The sequence below is a fragment of the Mesorhizobium sp. M8A.F.Ca.ET.208.01.1.1 genome (assembly GCF_004791315.1).
GTDB lineage: Bacteria > Pseudomonadota > Alphaproteobacteria > Rhizobiales > Rhizobiaceae > Mesorhizobium.
On the sequence record NZ_SRUT01000007.1, the window covers coordinates 206,689 to 221,916 of the forward strand.

Genomic DNA, 15,228 nt, shown 5'->3' on the forward strand with positions numbered 1-15,228 from the left:
GCATTACGCCGGATCAGAAAAAAGCTGACCGGGCCGGATCAGAAAAAAGCTGACCGGGCCGGATCAGAAAAAGCTGACCGGGAAATAGCGCAGGTAGAATTCGGCGAAGGTGCCTTTCATCGAAATCTCCTGCAGCGCGTAGTCGAGGGCCGCGGCCAGTGCCGGATTGTCCGCTCGCGTGGCGATCGCCATGCCGGTGCCCAGATATTCGGGCGCCAGATAGGGGCCGCCGGCAAAGCGGCAGCAGCCGGCCGCGTCGGAGCCTCCGAGCCAGAAGGCGAAGCGCATGCCATCACCGAAGGCCGCATCGATCTTGCCGGCCTTCAGATCGCCATAGAGGGCTTCCGGCTTGTCGAAGGGAACCACCTGGACCGTGCTGAAATAGTCGCGCAGCATGCGTTCATGCGCCGAGCCTGATATCACCCCGACGCGCTTGCCGTGCGATTTATCGAAGATCGGTTCCGCCAGCGCCTTGTTCTTCGGCATGATGAAGCGCGCCGGGAACTGCAGGTAGGCGCGCGAGAAGGCGTATGTCTGGCGCGACTGCGGCGTTGCGGCAATGCCGGCGATGATCGCTTCGCCTTCGCCTTTCCCGATCGCGCCTTGAAGCTCCGCCCAGGGCAGCGCCTGGATCTGGCACTTGTCGACGATGCCGAGCTCCGCGCAGATGGCGCGCGCCAGGTCGATATGGAAACCCGACAGCTTTCCCGCGCCGTCGAGGAAATTGAAGGGCGGAAAATCCGTGGTCGTCAGGAACCGCAGCCGCGGCAGTGCCGAAAGGTCCGGCTTGGGCAGCCGCTCCTTGGCGTCCCACAGCACCGGTACCTGGGGCTCCGCGCGCGCCCCGGGAATCCAAGCCAGTGCCGCAATGAGCGCCACTGCCAGGACCTGGAACCGCCATTGGAACGCCACGATAGAACTCCCCGCACCGTGCTCGTGCCGGTTTTGGTACGAAAATGGTACAGGCACAATGCTTTTTGATTTCAACGCTTCGATTTCAGGATATGATTCGCTGAGTTTGCAAACAAGCGGTGGCTGCCCTGGTGGGGGTACCAGGGTCGAGAACCACAACCGGAAGCGGGCGCTTTGCAATCCGTGGTCAGTGGCAAAGTGCCGGCAAGGCGCGGACCATGGGCTTTAATGCATGAGGCAACATGGGGTTGATGTTGCGATGAGTCAGTTCGATCGGACGCTGGAATACATAGACCAACTGCAGCACGCCGCGACGGCGGCCGCGGTCTGCGAGAAACTGTTGGGCGTAACATCGGAGTTCGGCCTGACCGCGCTGATGGCCGGAACCGTTCCGAAGCCGGGCACGCCGACGGGTCAGCAAAAGCAGCATGTGCTGCTTTGCGATTGGCCGGTCGAATGGCTGGAGCGCTATGTGGCGCGCAACTATGTCGATCACGATCCCGTCGTCAGTCACATGAAGCAGTTGCAGGCGCCGTTCCAGTGGCGGGAAGCCGCCCAGGGCCTTCGCATCGACAAGAACAGTGGCGAAGTGATGGGCGACGCCGGTGCCTTCAAGCTGCGTGACGGGCTCGCCTTCCCTCTGATCACGCTTGACGGTGAGATCGTCATGGTGTCCCTGGGGGGCGAGGCCGTGGAACTGTCGGCGGCCGAGTTCGGCCTTGTCTCGCTGGTCTCGACCTATGCGGTCGGCCGCGCCATGCAACTCCACACCATGGCCGGCAAGATAATCGACCATATCGAATTGACGCCGCGCGAACGCGAGTGCCTGCAATGGGCCGCCGTCGGCAAGTCCGAATGGGAGATTTCGCAAATCCTCGGCATCTCCGAGCACACGTCGGAGAAACATCTTCTTAACGCCAAAAGCAAACTCGGTGCCGTCAACCGGGTGCAGGCAGTCGCCGAGGCGATAAGGCGCGGCTACATTAGCTAGGTCGGCCGTGCCGGCCTAGCACTTTTCGCCTACGTGATCACGCAATTTTCGCATCGAAGCACGGCCGTATCTTCCCCTGAAACACAGGAGACTACGGAATGCTTTTTTGTCTTTCGACCAAGGAATTGATGGAACGCCCCGATCTCTGGGAGGCCGTCCATCGGCTGCGCTATCAGATATTCGTCGAGGAAATGGGATGGGAGGACCTACGGCGCCCCGACGGATTTGAGGTCGACCAGTTCGATCATGACGAGGCGGTGCATCAGATCGTCATCAGGGGCAATGAAGTCGCGGGCTATCAGAGGATGTTGCCGACCACGCGGCCGCATCTGCTGACCGAGGTGTTGACCGATCTCTCCGAGGGAACGCCGCCGGCGGGTCCCAACATCTGGGAGTTGACCCGCTATGCGGTGGCTCCGGGTTTTCGCGATGGCCGGCGCGGCGTCTCGACCGTCGGCACGGAGTTGATAGCCGGTTTCGTCGAGTGGGGTCTGAAGCGCGGCGTCGACAAGGTGATCATCGAGTTCGAGCCGATGTGGGTGCTGCGCGCGTTGCAACTGCACTTCCTGGCGACGCCGCTCGGCTATCAGCGCACCTATGGCACCCAGCAGGTCGTGGCGACGCTGCTCACCTTCAACGAGCACACGCTGGACGTGGTGCGGTCGCGCCGCAATCATCATGCGCCCGTTCTGGCCAGGGGATATCCCGACATGTTCGGCCAAAGGAGGGCATCATGAACGCGCACCCGCAGCCTGAACTGCGCAACCACGCTCTGATCGTCACCGTATCGTCGAATGACGGCCGGCCGGTGCTCGATAGAAGGGCCTATGAGAGCCTTGCCACGACGTTCCACGAAGCCGCCGAGAACGACGAGGTGCGGGTCGTCGTGCTGCGCGGCCTGGCGGGCTGTTTCTGCCTTGGCGGCGACTTTTCCGAATTCCTGGATGCCACCAAGCATCAGAAGCTGATCGCCGCCGTCACCGACATGTTCCGCATGCTGGCGACGTTTCCGAAGCCCATCCTGGCCTGTGTCGACGGCGACGCCGTCGGCGTCGGTTGCACCATCCTGTTCCATTGCGACATGGTGATCGCGTCGGAAAAAAGCACGTTCCGGGTGCCGTTCGTCGATTTCGGCCTGGTGCCGGACGCGGCGACCAGCATCCTGGCGCCGCAGAAGCTCGGCTATGCCGGAGCTTTCCGCTTCTTCTGCCTCGGCGACACGCTCCGTGCCGAAGACGCCAGGGCGCTCGGCCTCGTCGCAGAGATCGTCCCGGAAGGCAGCGTCGAGGAGGCGACGCTCGGCCGGGCAAGACAATTGGCCAAAAAGCCGGTTGCGGCGTTGCTGCAGACGCGCGGCTTGCTCAAGGGCAACACCACGGCACTTTGCGAGCGCATCGATGAGGAGATATCGCTGTTCCAGCAGGCGCTGCAGGACGACGCCACGCTGCGACGGTTGCAGCGGATCGCGCGCCTGGCGGCCTAGAGCCGCTCGGCTGAGGAAAGAGGACATCCATCAACTGCGCCGCGCTGGCTTTGGCCGCGCGGCGCCAAAGCGTCAGTCCTGCTTGCCGAGGAATGACGGCCCTTCGCCGATGATCTTCTTGTCTTCCTTGCCGACGACATCGAGATCGCGCCCCTCGTAGGGCAGCGACAGGAGGATGCGACGCATCACCGCCAGCCGCGCGCGGCGCTTGTCGTTGGCCCGCACGATGATCCATGGCGCGAACTCCTTGTGGGTGTGCTCGAACATGCTGTCGCGCGCCTTGGTGTAATCGTCCCACTTGGTGATGCCGGCAATGTCTATCGGCGAGAACTTCCAGCTCTTCAGGGGGCTGTAGCGGCGATCGTGAAAGCGCTCGAGCTGCGTCTCCTGGCCGATGTTCAGCCAGAATTTGAAGAAATGGATGCCGTCATTGACGATCATTCGTTCGAAATGCGGCGTCTCGTCGAGAAACTTCTCATGCTGTTCGGGGGTGCAAAAACCCATCACTGGCTCGACGCCGGCGCGGTTGTACCAGGAGCGGTCGAAAGTGACGAATTCGCCCGATGTCGGGAAATGGTCGGCATAGCGCTGGTAGTACCATTGCCCCAGCTCCGTCGGGGTTGGTTTGGTCAGCGCGACGTTGCGCGCCGTGCGCGGGTTGAGGTACTGGCGCACCACGAAGATCGTACCGCCCTTGCCGGCAGCGTCACGCCCCTCGAACAGCGCCATCACCCGCTTGCCGGTCGCCTGCAGCCAGGCTTGCGCCTTGACCAGCTCGATCTGCAATTTCTCGAGCGTCTCGTCATACTCTTCGCTTTTCATCTTCTTGTCGTAGGGATACCCGCCCGCGGTCAGCTTGTTCTCCTCGACCCAGTCCGGAAGCTCGGGATTCTCGATATCGAACTCCCGTTTCTTGCCGCCGATCTTGATGTTCAGCGGACCAGAAGTTGGCGTGACGGAATTTTCCTTGGCGTTTTTCATGCAGGCGAACCCTTTTAAGTGTCTGGACTCATGCTATTGGGAGCCACTACAGGCCGCATGTCCATTTGGACGCGCAAACGACGCTGTAGCACTTTTGATTTGCGGTCCAGCGGAAGTTTCCGTCGCCGTGTGACCGGTGGAGGTTGGGCGCGCGAATGACTGACCTGGGCGCGGAACAGAAAGGCACGGGGCAAGCCATGGCCGCCCGGCTGTGGAACAGCCGCTGGCTGCTTGCGGCCGGGGTCGTGGCGGTTCTGATCGCCTATGGCTTCGCGGGTATTTCCGCCTACGTGCTGGTACCGGCTCTGCTGCTGTTGCTGGCGGCGGCAATATTGCCGGCGGCCGGTGTGCGCCATTCCGCCGAGAGCGCCGGGGCAATCGAGGCGATGGGCTTGCAGCGCCTGTCGGGGGAATATCTCGCGGCCGCGGTCGCCGATCCGCTCATCATCTTCGACCAGGCCGCCACCATCGTCCACGCCAACGCCGCCGCCTTTGCCGCCTTTGGCGGCATCGCGCCCGGCATATCGCTGCCGCTGAAATTCCGGGCGCCGGAAATGCAGGCGCTGCTGGACAGTGTGCTGTCGGAAACCGTCGCCTCGGATGTTGTCGATTACACCGAGAAACTGCCTGTCGAACGGGCCTACCGGGTCAGCGCGTCATCGGTCGGGCATGGCACTGACCTCTATGTGCTGGTCTTCAAGGACCAGAGCGAGGCGCGACGCATAGACCGCATGCGCGCCGACTTCATCGCCAACGCCAGTCACGAGTTGCGCACCCCGCTGGCCTCGATCGCGGGCTTCATCGAAACGCTGCGCGGACCGGCCCGCAACGATCCGGCGGCACGCGAGCAGTTCCTCCAGATCATGCAGAACCAGACCGGCCGGATGGCGCGCCTGATCGACGATCTGCTGTCGCTGTCGCGGCTGGAGATGAAGCCATATCTGAAGCCGGGAACCGAAGTCGATCTGCGCCAGACCGTCGACAGCGTCATCGATTCGCTCGGACCGCTCGCCCGGGAAAACAATGTCGCCATCGAGCGCGATTTCGCCAAGGGGCCGCTCGATGTGCCGGGCGATCGCGACGAGCTGTTCCAGGTCTTCGAGAACCTTTTGGAAAACGCCTGCAAATACGGCCAGTCGGGCGGCCGCGTCGTGGTGTCGATCGCGCGCGGCGATGACGGCTCCGAGCCAGGCATCGACGTGACGATCAGGGATTTCGGCCCCGGCATCCCCGAGGAACATATCCCGCGCATCACCGAGCGGTTCTATCGTATCGATGTCGAGACCAGCCGGACCCAGAAAGGCACGGGACTTGGCCTGTCGATCGTCAAGCACATTCTGACGCGTCACAACGCAAGGCTGACGATCCGGTCCGAGGTCGGCAAGGGCGCCGCGTTCTCAGTCCATTTGCCGGCGCACTGATACTGCCCTAGTTTTCCACGGGACCGTTTCTTTTTTCTGTCATCCGGTTAGCGTATCAGCGGGGATTCGAGGAAACGACTCAAAATCAAGACACCCCGTGGGAAGGCATTTCGTCCATGCAGTCCGTTCACACAATGAGCGCCTTTGACGAGGAACTGAAATATCTCTCCAAGCGCATCGCCGCCATGGGCGGCCATGCCGAGCGCATGGTCGAGCAGGCGGTCGCCGCCTTGGTCAATGCCGATCCGGGATTGGCCCAGAAGGTCATTCGCGATGACCTCGTGCTGGATGAGGGGCAGCGTGAGATCGACGACAAGGCGATCATCATCATCGCCAAGCGCCAGCCGATGGCGACGGACCTGCGCGAGATCGTCGGCGCCATCCGCATTTCGGCCGACCTCGAGCGGGTCGGCGACCTCGGTAAGAACGTCGCCAAGCGGGTGGTCGCCGTCATCGACGGCCGTCAGCCGACCAGCCTTTTCCGCGGCCTGGAGGCTCTGGCCAACCTGGCGCTGACCCAGCTGAAGGAAGTTCTCGACGTCTATGCGTCGCGTTCGGTCGACAAGATCGGCTTCGTGCGCGACCGAGACGACCAGATCGATGCCATGTACACGTCGCTGTTTCGCGAATTGCTGACCTACATGATGGAAGATCCGCGCAACATCACGCCCTGTACGCATCTGCTGTTCTGCGCCAAGAACATCGAGCGTATCGGCGATCATGCCACCAACATCGCCGAGACCATCTACTACATCGTCACCGGCGACCAGATGCCGCCCGATCGGCCGAAAAGCGACAAGACGGACAAGATCGGCCTCCCCGCGGCGCTGCCGGTGAAGTGAACGCACGTCCTCTCGAACGCTTGATCATATTGCGCTAAACTACCCCGAGATAAGCTTGGTTCCCTGGGGAAGGCAACGCTTTCGGAGGCCGCGATGGAATATGTCCGGGAGTTCAAGCCCTCGCCGCCGACATCGGGCATCATTGCCTGCGGTGTCTATACCGCCGGGCGCCGCATCGCCGATATTCCAATCGAGGAAGCCGGCGATTGGGCCAAGAAATCGGGACACGTCGTCTGGATCGGGCTGCTTGAACCCGACCGTGAACTTCTGCTGCGCGTCCAGGCACAGTTTCATCTGCATGAGCTGGCGATCGAGGATGCCGAGCATCCGCACCAGCGGCCAAAGATCGAGCAATATGGCGATGCGCTGTTCATCGTCGCCCGCACGGCGCAGCTGATCGACGGGCGCGTCACCTTCGGCGAGACTCATCTGTTTGTCGGCTCAGGCTACATCGTCAGCGTCAGGCACGGCCCGTCGACATCCTATGCCGCCGTGCGCCAGCACTGGGAAAGCTGCCCGCACTCGCTGGCCAAGGGCGAGGATTTCGTCCTTTACGCCATTCTCGACTTCATCGTCGACAACTACATGCCCGTGCTCGAGCAGATCGAGGACGAGGTCGAGGCGATCGAGGACAAGGTCCTGCTGAAGCCGATGACCGGCCCCGATATCGAACGGCTTTACATGCTGCGCCGCGACCTCTTGCGCCTGCGCAATGCGGCATTGCCCCTGGTGGAAGTCTGCCGCCGGCTGACCAGCGCCGAGCTGCCGCAGATCCATTCGGCCATGCACCCGCTGTTCCGCGACGTGACGGATCACATCCGCACCGTCCAGGAGAAAATCGACAGTCTGCGCGAGGTGCTGGCCTTCGCCTTCGAGGCCAGTCTCCTGGTCGGCCAGAGCCAGGAAACGGCGATCTCCAAGAAACTCGCCTCGTGGGCGGCCATCCTGGCGGTGCCAACCGCATTCGCCGGTATCTACGGCATGAACTTTACCGACATGCCCGAGCTGAAGATGGAATATGGCTACCCGATGGTGCTGGCCACCATCGCGCTGATCTGCTGCTTCCTGTATTGGCGGTTCAGGAAGAACGGCTGGCTGTGAAAGAGCAAATAGCGAATAGGGGAAAGACTGCATTGCCCCCTCGCGGAAGCTCAATCAGTGGCTATTCCCTATCGGTTCCTGCGCCGCTCCGCCGCTGGCTGGAACGCCACGCGGGCATGGTACTTGCAGTAGGGACCGGTCTCGGCGGCTTCGTTGCCGCAGAAATTGAAGTCCTCCGAAAGCGGATCACCGTTCGGCCATTTGCAGGTGCGCTCGGTCAGTTCGACGAGCTGCAGATGCCGTGAGATCGGTACCACGACGTTCTCGACCGGGCGAATGTAGTGTCTTGCTACAGGTTCGGCGTCGAATTGCGTCTGAAGGGCCGTCGCGCCGATCGAAGTCGTGACATGACGTGCCGTGGTCGCGGCGCGTGCCACCGACTTCTGGACGGTCGATCCTTGCGATGCCTTCTTCTGGCGTGCCGGCGTCGCCGTCGCACGGCCGCGGCCCGACAGTTTCAGCCGGTGCACCTTACCGATGACCGCGTTGCGGCTGACCCCTCCAAGCTGAGCGGCAATCTGGCTTGCGCTCAGACCCTCCGACCACAGTTTTCTCAAGAGTTCTACCCGCTCGTCAGTCCAGTTCATGACCGCGCTCCTCATAAGCGTGCGGCAATCAGAATCCTTTCCCGACCCAGCACCACTGCTGGGGCAGACACCACATATATCTGGTGATTAGGTCCGCCGCACGAAATCTAGTTATTTCTCGACTACAACTACTCTATGCGCTGACTCGGTGACAAGAGTCCCAAGTGCAACACGAATCGGTTTTTTCGGTTTTCCCCAACTTGCCCGGTCGCTCATGAGCCGGCGTCGCGTCAGGGGGCTTGCCGCGCGCCACTACGCGACGTTTTCGTTGACTTCATGACCGAAAAACACGATAAGCCACAGAAGGCCGCCGCTTTGGCGGCTTTTTTGATTTTCCGGTACCGGAGACGCATATAATGAGCGGTTCGGCGCTTTACGAGACCTTTGCTCGCGCACCCCTGGCCTTCGACCATGGGGAAGGCACCTGGCTGGTTACCGACAAGGGCGAGCGATATCTCGATTTCGCCGGCGGCATAGCTGTCAATTCGCTTGGCCACGGCCATCCTCATCTGGTCGCGGCCCTTACCGAACAGGCGGCGAAGCTCTGGCACGTCTCCAATCTCTATGAGATCCCGGGGCAGAGCCGGCTTGGCGAACGATTGGCTGATGCCACCTTCGCCGACAAGGTGTTCTTCACCAATTCCGGCGCCGAGGCGCTGGAATGCGCGATCAAGACGGCGCGGCGCTACCACTTCGTCAAGGGACATCCCGAGCGCTTCCGCATCATCACCTTCGAAGGCGCCTTCCATGGCCGCACGCTGGCGACCATCGCGGCCGGCGGCCAGTACAAATATCTCGAGGGCTTCGGACCCAAGGTCGAAGGCTTCGATCAGGTCGGCTTCGACGACATCGACGCCGCTGAAAAAGCGATCACGCCCGAGACCGCCGCGATCCTGATCGAGCCGGTGCAGGGCGAGGGCGGCATCCGCCCGGTACCGACACAGTCGTTGAAGCGTCTGCGGCAGCTCTGCGAGCAGCACGGCCTGTTGTTGATCTACGATGAGGTTCAGTGCGGCATTGGCCGTACCGGCAAGCTGTTCGCGCATGAGTGGTCGGGTGTGACGCCCGACATCATGGCAATCGCCAAGGGCATTGGCGGCGGCTTCCCGATGGGCGCCTGCCTTGCCACCGATGAAGCGGCCGTCGGCATGACCGCCGGCGTGCACGGCACCACGTTCGGCGGCAATCCGCTGGCAATGGCGGTCGGCAACGCCGTCCTCGACGTCGTGCTGGAAGATGGATTTCTCGAGGATGTCCAGCGCAAGGCGCTGCTGATGAAGCAGGGGCTTGCGTCGGTAGCCGACGAATTCCCCGAGGTGATGGAGGATATCAGGGGCACCGGGCTGATGCTCGGCCTCAAATGCGCGATGCCCAACGGCAAGGTGAACATGGCGCTGCGCGACCAGCATTTGCTGGCGGTTCCGGCCGGCGACAACGTCATTCGCCTGCTGCCGCCGCTGACCGTCACCGATGCCGAGATTCACGAAGCGCTCGGCCGCATCCGCGCCGGCGCCAAGGGCCTGTCGGAGGCCATTGCCTCCGCCGCCGCGAAGTAATCCGGAACCATTCCTGATGTCAGTTCGCCATTTCACCGATCTTTCCACCGTTTCCGAAGGCGATTTGCGCTTCATGCTGGATGATGCGGTGACGCGAAAGGCGCGTCTCAGGGCCGGCGAGCGGACCAAGCCGCTCGAAGGCAAGGTGCTGGCCATGATCTTCGACAAACCGTCGACGCGCACGCGCGTTTCTTTCGACGTCGGCATGCGCCAGCTTGGCGGCGAGACCATCATGTTGACCGGCACCGAGATGCAGCTCGGCCGCTCCGAGACCATCGCCGACACCGCCAAGGTGCTGTCGCGCTATGTCGACGCCATCATGATCCGCACCACCTCGCACGAGCGGCTGCTAGAGTTGACCGAGAATGCCACCGTTCCGGTGATCAACGGGCTGACCGACGACACCCACCCCTGCCAGCTGATGGCCGACATCATGACTTTCGAGGAGCATCGCGGTCCGGTGGCCGGCAAGACCATTGCCTGGACCGGCGACGGCAACAACGTGCTACACTCGCTGCTCGAGGCCTCGGCACGGTTCCGCTTCAATCTCAACGTCGCCGTACCCGAAGGCAGCGAACCGGCGCAGAAGCATGTCGACTGGTCCAAGGCGCATGGCGGCAAGCTGCATTTCACCCGCTCGCCCGAAGAAGCCGTCGACCAGGCCGACTGCATCGTCACCGACTGCTGGGTGTCGATGGGCCAGGAACACCGTGCCCGCGGCCACAATGTCTTCTCGCCCTATCAGGTCAACGCGGCGCTGATGGCCAAGGCAAAGCCCGACGCCCTGTTCATGCATTGCCTGCCGGCCCATCGCGGCGAGGAGGTAACCGACGAGGTCATCGACGGACCGCATTCGGTGGTCTTCGACGAGGCTGAGAACCGGCTCCACGCCCAGAAGGCCGTGCTTGCCTGGTGTCTCGGTGCTTGATGTGTCTTGTTGCTTGATATGTCTTGGCGCCTGAAATGCCCAGGCGCTTGATCTGCGGGGGCGCGATGCCTATCTGCGCCGCATCACGCAAATCAAGCGCGTTTGGACGCATGTGCCCACCAGGGCCGCATGGCCGCGCCCTGGAGCTTTGTCATGTTGGAAAGCCATCAAGTGACTGAACATCACCCCAAACTCGGCGAGTTCGGCTACGCCGGCGACGATCACGTCGTTCCCTTCGAAGTCGGTCCGCTCGACGTGCGTGGCCGCACGGTGCAGCTCGGGCCGATGCTCGACGCCATCCTTGGCCGCCACGACTATCCCGAGCCGGTCGCCCGCCTGCTGGCGGAAGCCTGTGTGCTGACGGTGCTGCTCGGCACCTCGCTCAAGTTCGAAGGCAAGTTCATCCTGCAGACCCGTACCGACGGGCCTGTCGACATGCTGGTCGCGGACTTTTCCACGCCCTCGGCGCTGCGCGCCTATGCGCGTTTCGACGCGGATCGGCTCGAAGCGCTGGTCGCGGCCGGCGAGACCTCGCAGCAAACGCTGCTTGGCAGCGGCGTGCTGGCGCTGACCATCGATCAGGGCGCCCATACGCAGCGCTATCAGGGCATCGTCCAGCTCGACGGCGAAACGCTGGAAGACGCGGCGCGCACCTATTTCCGCCAGTCGGAACAGATCCCGACGGATATCAGGCTCTCGGTCGCCAAGCTGCTGACGCCCGGTATCGGCGGTGCGCGCGAGCAGTGGCGCGCCGGCGGCATACTGGCGCAGTTCCTGCCGCAATCGCCCGAGCGCATGCGCGTCCCGGACCTGCCGGGCGGCGATGGCGATCCGCGCGCGGAAGTCCACGATCCGGCCGATAATTCCTGGCAGGAACTCCTCGCCTTGCTGGGCACCATCGAGCCGACCGAGCTGATCGACCCGACCATCGGCGCCGAGCGGCTGCTCTATCGCTTGTTCCACGAGCATGGCGTGCGCGTCTTCGGCGGCGTCCCCGTCACCGACCAGTGCTCGTGCTCCAGGGACAAGATCCGCGATATCCTCGAGGGCTTCTCCGCGCAGGAGATCAAGGACAGCACCGAGGATGGCGGCATCCACGTCGCCTGCGAGTTCTGCTCGACCCAGTACGACTTCGATCCGGCCGAGTTTGCGGCTCAGTAAAGCTAGTCCCTTCTCCCCGTCACTATACGGGGAGAAGGTGCCGGCAGGCGGATGAGGGGCAGCGCCAGCGTTAGTACAGGAGCTCCTTGGCTCTGTCTGAAGAAAATTCTCGCAAGCTCGGCGCTGCCCTCATTGTCCTGCCGGACGGTCGTCACTCGAAAAGCCAAGCAATTGGCTTTTCGTCCGCTTCGCGGCCATTCCTCAACTCCCCCGTATAGTGACGGGAGAAAAGACGCTAATTCACCGTGCGCCTTGTCCCCGGCAGATCGAGCGAGAAGGCGGGGATGGCGATGTCGAAGGTCTCGCCGCGCTTGTTGCGCATCGTGTAGCGTCCGACCATGATCCCGGACGGTGTCGAGAGCGGGCAGCCGGACGTGTATTGATAGCTGTCGCCGGGATTGAGTTCCGGCTGGTCGCCGACAACGCCCGGCCCGCGCACTTCCTCGACCCGGCCGGCGCCATCGGTGATGTGCCAATAGCGCGACAACAACTGCACGAACTCGTCCGACTGGTTGTCGATCGTTATCTGATAGCCCCAGACATAGCGGTTCTCCGAGGGATCCGAACGGTCCTCGAGATAGAACGGCCTGACCTGCACTTCGATGTTGCGCGTCACGGCGCGGTACATGAGCGGCTCCAAAACAACCCGATGACTTTCAGCGCTCCCGGTGAGCAGGTCAACGTGCGCGTCTTGTCGCGGCTGACCTTGAACCGCAGGTGCCGGCAAAGAATGTCATTTAAGTGACACACGACAATGGTGGTGTGCACGAACCGGGCGACTCGGCGCTCTGTCGAACTGTTGAAAACGGCCACGATGCCGGCCGCCTTTCCGGAGTGACCAGATCTCGATGGAACTCACCTTCATAGCCGCCTCGCTTTCGACCGCACTCATCCTTTCAAACGCCGCCAGCATTTCGCTCGCCGCTTCACAGCTGAAACGGCGCAACACGATCGCCCCGCCAGCCGGCAAGCCGCAACCGGTCTCGATCGTCGTCCCGTCGCGGGGCGTCGAGCCGTTCACGCATGAGACGCTGGAACGCGCCTTCGCCCTCGACTGGCCACGCTACGAACTGATCTTCTGCGTCGCCCATACCGACGATCCGGTGGTCAAACTGATAAACAGGGCGATTGCCCGGTTTCCCAAGGTGCCGGCCCGGCTGCTGATCGGTGACGACCGCGTCAGCGCCAATCCAAAGCTCAACAATTGCGTCAAGGGTTGGGAAGCGGCACGCCACAACTGGGTCATCCTTGCAGATTCCAACGTCCTGATGCCGAGGGACTATGTCGAGCACATGATGGCGGCATGGCGGCCCGACACCGGCCTTGTCTGCTCGACGCCGATCGGCTCGCGGCCCGAGGGTTTCTGGGCCGATGTCGAATGCGCCTTCCTCAACACATTGCAGGCCCGCTGGCAGTATGCCGGCGAGGCGCTCGGCCTCGGCTTTGCCCAGGGCAAGAGCATGCTGTGGAACAAGCCGATGCTGGATGCCAATGGCGGCATTCGGGCGCTGGCCGCCGAGATCGCCGAGGACGCTGCCGCCACCAAGCTGGTGAACGGCCTCGGCTTGCGCGTCAATCTCGTTGCCGCGCCCTTCGAGCAGCCGCTCGGCCAGCGCACGCTTGGCGAGATCTGGTCGCGCCAGGCCCGCTGGGCGCGCCTGCGCCGCGTCACCTTCCCGCTGTTCTTCGCGCCCGAAATCCTGACCGGCGCGGCGGTGCCTCTCGCGCTTGCCCTGGTTGCTGCGGCGAGCGCCGGCATCAGCCTCTGGGCAACCGCGATTGCCGTGTTGGCGGCCTTCTACCTTCCGGAGTGCGCACTGGCCTTGTCCAAGGGCTGGTACCTGTCGCCGCGCATGGTCGCGGCCATGATTGCGCGGGACGTGATGCTCCCAACCCTCTGGGCGCGCGGCTGGCTCGGCGGCGCCGTCGACTGGCGCGGCAACGCAATGACCATCCGCACCAAGGCGGCCGAACTGGAGGAGACGCCGTCGCGCGCCTGATCGCCGCGACCGACGCTCCCAAACAGCCTATTTGGCGGCCTTCAGCGCCTGCGCGATGTCTTCCAGCAGGTCGTCGGCGTCCTCCAGGCCGACCGACAGCCTGAGCGTCCCTGGCCCGATGCCGAGTTCGGCGCGGGCCTCGTCGCTCAGGTTCTTGTGCGTCGTCGTCGCCGGATGGGTGATCAGGCTCTTGGCATCGCCGAGATTGTTCGAGATCAGCACGATGTCGAGGGCGTTCTGCAGCGCGAAGGCCGCCGGCTTGCCGCCCTTGACGTCGAGGCAGATCAGCGTCGAGCCGCCCGACATCTGCTTCTTGACGATGGCGGCCTGCGGATGGTCGGCGCGGCCGGGATAGATGACGCGGGCGATCTGCGGCTGCTCGGCCAGGAAGTCGGCGATCCTGCCGGCGCTTTCCGTCTGCTGGCGCACGCGCAGCGGCAGCGTCTCGAGCCCCTTCAGCAAGGTCCAGGCATTGAACGGCGACAGGCTGGGGCCGGTGTGGCGGAAATAGTCGTGCAGATTTTCGTCGATCCACTTCTTGTCCGACAGGATGACGCCGCCGAGGCAACGGCCCTGGCCGTCAATATGCTTGGTGGCCGAGTAGACGACGATGTGCGCACCAAGCTGCAACGGCTTCTGCTGCAGCGGCGTGGCGAAGACGTTGTCGACGACAAGCCGCGCGCCGATCGAATTGGCAAGCGAGGCGACGGCTGATATGTCGACGACTTCCAGCGTCGGATTGGTCGGGCTTTCCAGGAAGAACAGCTTGGTGTTCGGCCTGACCGCCTTTTCCCAATTGGCGATATCGGTGCCGTCGACCAAGGTCGCCTCGATGCCATAGCGCGGCGCCAGCGTCTCGACCACCCAGCGACAGGAGCCGAACAGCGCGCGCGCCGCAATGATATGATCGCCGGCCTTGACGCTGCACAGAAGGGCCGCGGTCACCGCCGCCATGCCCGACGCCGTGGCGCGCGCGTCCTCGGCGCCTTCGAGAGCGCACATGCGCTTTTCGAACATGTCGACGGTCGGGTTGGCGTAACGCGAATAGATGAAGCCAGGCTCTTCGCCCTTGAAGCGGGCTTCCGCCGCCTGGGCGGTTTTATAGACATAGCCCTGGGTCAGGTACATCGCCTCGGCGGTTTCGCCGAATTGGGAACGCAGGGTTCCGCCATGCACGAGTGCCGTCTGAGGTTTCCAGTTGCGCTTCTTGGTGCTCATCGCTTTGTTCCAGACACAAAAAAACCGGCCGCGAAAGTCGCAACCGG

Annotated in this window: 15 protein-coding genes; 10 read left to right on the forward strand and 5 right to left on the reverse strand. The window is 63.0% G+C overall.

Translation table 11 applies throughout. The annotated features are described in order from the left end of the window. Positions 1 to 63: 63 nt before the first annotated feature. Positions 64 to 912 carry a transporter substrate-binding domain-containing protein gene (locus EN851_RS26775; RefSeq protein ID WP_135930337.1) on the reverse strand — a complete coding sequence of 283 codons (849 nt, stop codon included), beginning with the start codon at positions 910 to 912 and terminating at the stop codon, positions 64 to 66. A gap of 259 nt (positions 913 to 1,171) precedes the next feature. Here EN851_RS26775 and EN851_RS26780 point away from each other — a divergent pair, with 259 nt between their 5' ends. From EN851_RS26780 to EN851_RS26790, 3 genes are all read left to right on the forward strand, one after another. Next, positions 1,172 to 1,903 carry a LuxR family transcriptional regulator gene (locus EN851_RS26780; RefSeq protein WP_127279873.1) on the forward strand — a complete coding sequence of 244 codons (732 nt, stop codon included), beginning with the start codon at positions 1,172 to 1,174 and terminating at the stop codon, positions 1,901 to 1,903. A gap of 98 nt (positions 1,904 to 2,001) precedes the next feature. Further along, entirely contained in the window at positions 2,002 to 2,640 is a 639-nt protein-coding gene (locus EN851_RS26785; RefSeq protein WP_127870771.1) for an acyl-homoserine-lactone synthase, read from the forward strand. Further along, complete coding sequence (locus tag EN851_RS26790; protein ID WP_127870772.1) at positions 2,637 to 3,386, forward strand: enoyl-CoA hydratase-related protein; 750 nt, start codon at positions 2,637 to 2,639, stop codon at positions 3,384 to 3,386. Before EN851_RS26785 ends, EN851_RS26790 begins: the two co-directional genes overlap by 4 nt. A 72-nt stretch (positions 3,387 to 3,458) precedes the next feature. On the opposite strand, the gene ppk2 is transcribed toward EN851_RS26790, so the two are convergent. Continuing rightward, positions 3,459 to 4,367: a polyphosphate kinase 2 gene (gene ppk2 / locus EN851_RS26795; RefSeq protein WP_127870773.1), complete on the reverse strand. Its 909-nt coding sequence runs from the start codon at positions 4,365 to 4,367 to the stop codon at positions 3,459 to 3,461. A 155-nt stretch (positions 4,368 to 4,522) separates the two neighbouring features. On the opposite strand from ppk2, the gene EN851_RS26800 reads away from it, so the two are divergent. The 3 genes from EN851_RS26800 to EN851_RS26810 all read left to right on the forward strand — a co-directional run bounded on the left by EN851_RS26800 (position 4,523) and on the right by EN851_RS26810 (position 7,731). Further along, a complete protein-coding gene (locus EN851_RS26800) occupies positions 4,523 to 5,788 on the forward strand; it encodes an ATP-binding protein (RefSeq protein WP_135930338.1) in 1,266 nt (421 codons plus the stop codon). A gap of 116 nt (positions 5,789 to 5,904) precedes the next feature. Then, positions 5,905 to 6,630: a phosphate signaling complex protein PhoU gene (gene phoU / locus EN851_RS26805; RefSeq protein WP_127275608.1), complete on the forward strand. Its 726-nt coding sequence runs from the start codon at positions 5,905 to 5,907 to the stop codon at positions 6,628 to 6,630. A gap of 93 nt (positions 6,631 to 6,723) precedes the next feature. Continuing rightward, positions 6,724 to 7,731, forward strand: coding sequence for a magnesium and cobalt transport protein CorA (locus tag EN851_RS26810; protein ID WP_127870775.1), 1,008 nt, complete (start codon positions 6,724 to 6,726; stop codon positions 7,729 to 7,731). A 68-nt stretch (positions 7,732 to 7,799) separates the two neighbouring features. On the opposite strand, the gene EN851_RS26815 is transcribed toward EN851_RS26810, so the two are convergent. Next, positions 7,800 to 8,318 (reverse strand): GcrA family cell cycle regulator, encoded by a 519-nt coding sequence (locus EN851_RS26815; RefSeq protein WP_127275610.1) that lies wholly within the window; start codon positions 8,316 to 8,318, stop codon positions 7,800 to 7,802. 356 nt (positions 8,319 to 8,674) lie between these two features. Here EN851_RS26815 and EN851_RS26820 point away from each other — a divergent pair, with 356 nt between their 5' ends. The 3 genes from EN851_RS26820 (at position 8,675) to EN851_RS26830 (ending at position 11,963) form a co-directional block, all read left to right on the forward strand. Then, on the forward strand, positions 8,675 to 9,874 hold the full coding sequence (locus EN851_RS26820; protein WP_127275611.1) for an aspartate aminotransferase family protein: 1,200 nt from the start codon (positions 8,675 to 8,677) through the stop codon (positions 9,872 to 9,874). Positions 9,875 to 9,890: 16 nt separating this feature from the next. Next, complete coding sequence (gene argF / locus EN851_RS26825) at positions 9,891 to 10,802, forward strand: ornithine carbamoyltransferase (RefSeq protein ID WP_127275612.1); 912 nt, start codon at positions 9,891 to 9,893, stop codon at positions 10,800 to 10,802. 129 nt (positions 10,803 to 10,931) lie between these two features. Continuing rightward, on the forward strand, positions 10,932 to 11,963 hold the full coding sequence (locus EN851_RS26830; RefSeq protein ID WP_135930339.1) for an Hsp33 family molecular chaperone: 1,032 nt from the start codon (positions 10,932 to 10,934) through the stop codon (positions 11,961 to 11,963). Positions 11,964 to 12,198: 235 nt separating this feature from the next. Here the strand turns inward: EN851_RS26830 and apaG are convergent, their stop codons facing one another. Further along, a complete protein-coding gene (apaG, locus tag EN851_RS26835; RefSeq protein WP_027146773.1) occupies positions 12,199 to 12,591 on the reverse strand; it encodes a Co2+/Mg2+ efflux protein ApaG in 393 nt (130 codons plus the stop codon). A gap of 220 nt (positions 12,592 to 12,811) precedes the next feature. Here apaG and EN851_RS26840 point away from each other — a divergent pair, with 220 nt between their 5' ends. After that, entirely contained in the window at positions 12,812 to 13,963 is a 1,152-nt protein-coding gene (locus EN851_RS26840; protein ID WP_135930340.1) for a ceramide glucosyltransferase, read from the forward strand. 27 nt (positions 13,964 to 13,990) lie between these two features. Here the strand turns inward: EN851_RS26840 and EN851_RS26845 are convergent, their stop codons facing one another. After that, entirely contained in the window at positions 13,991 to 15,181 is a 1,191-nt protein-coding gene (locus EN851_RS26845; protein ID WP_127275615.1) for an O-succinylhomoserine sulfhydrylase, read from the reverse strand. Positions 15,182 to 15,228 lie beyond the last annotated feature (47 nt).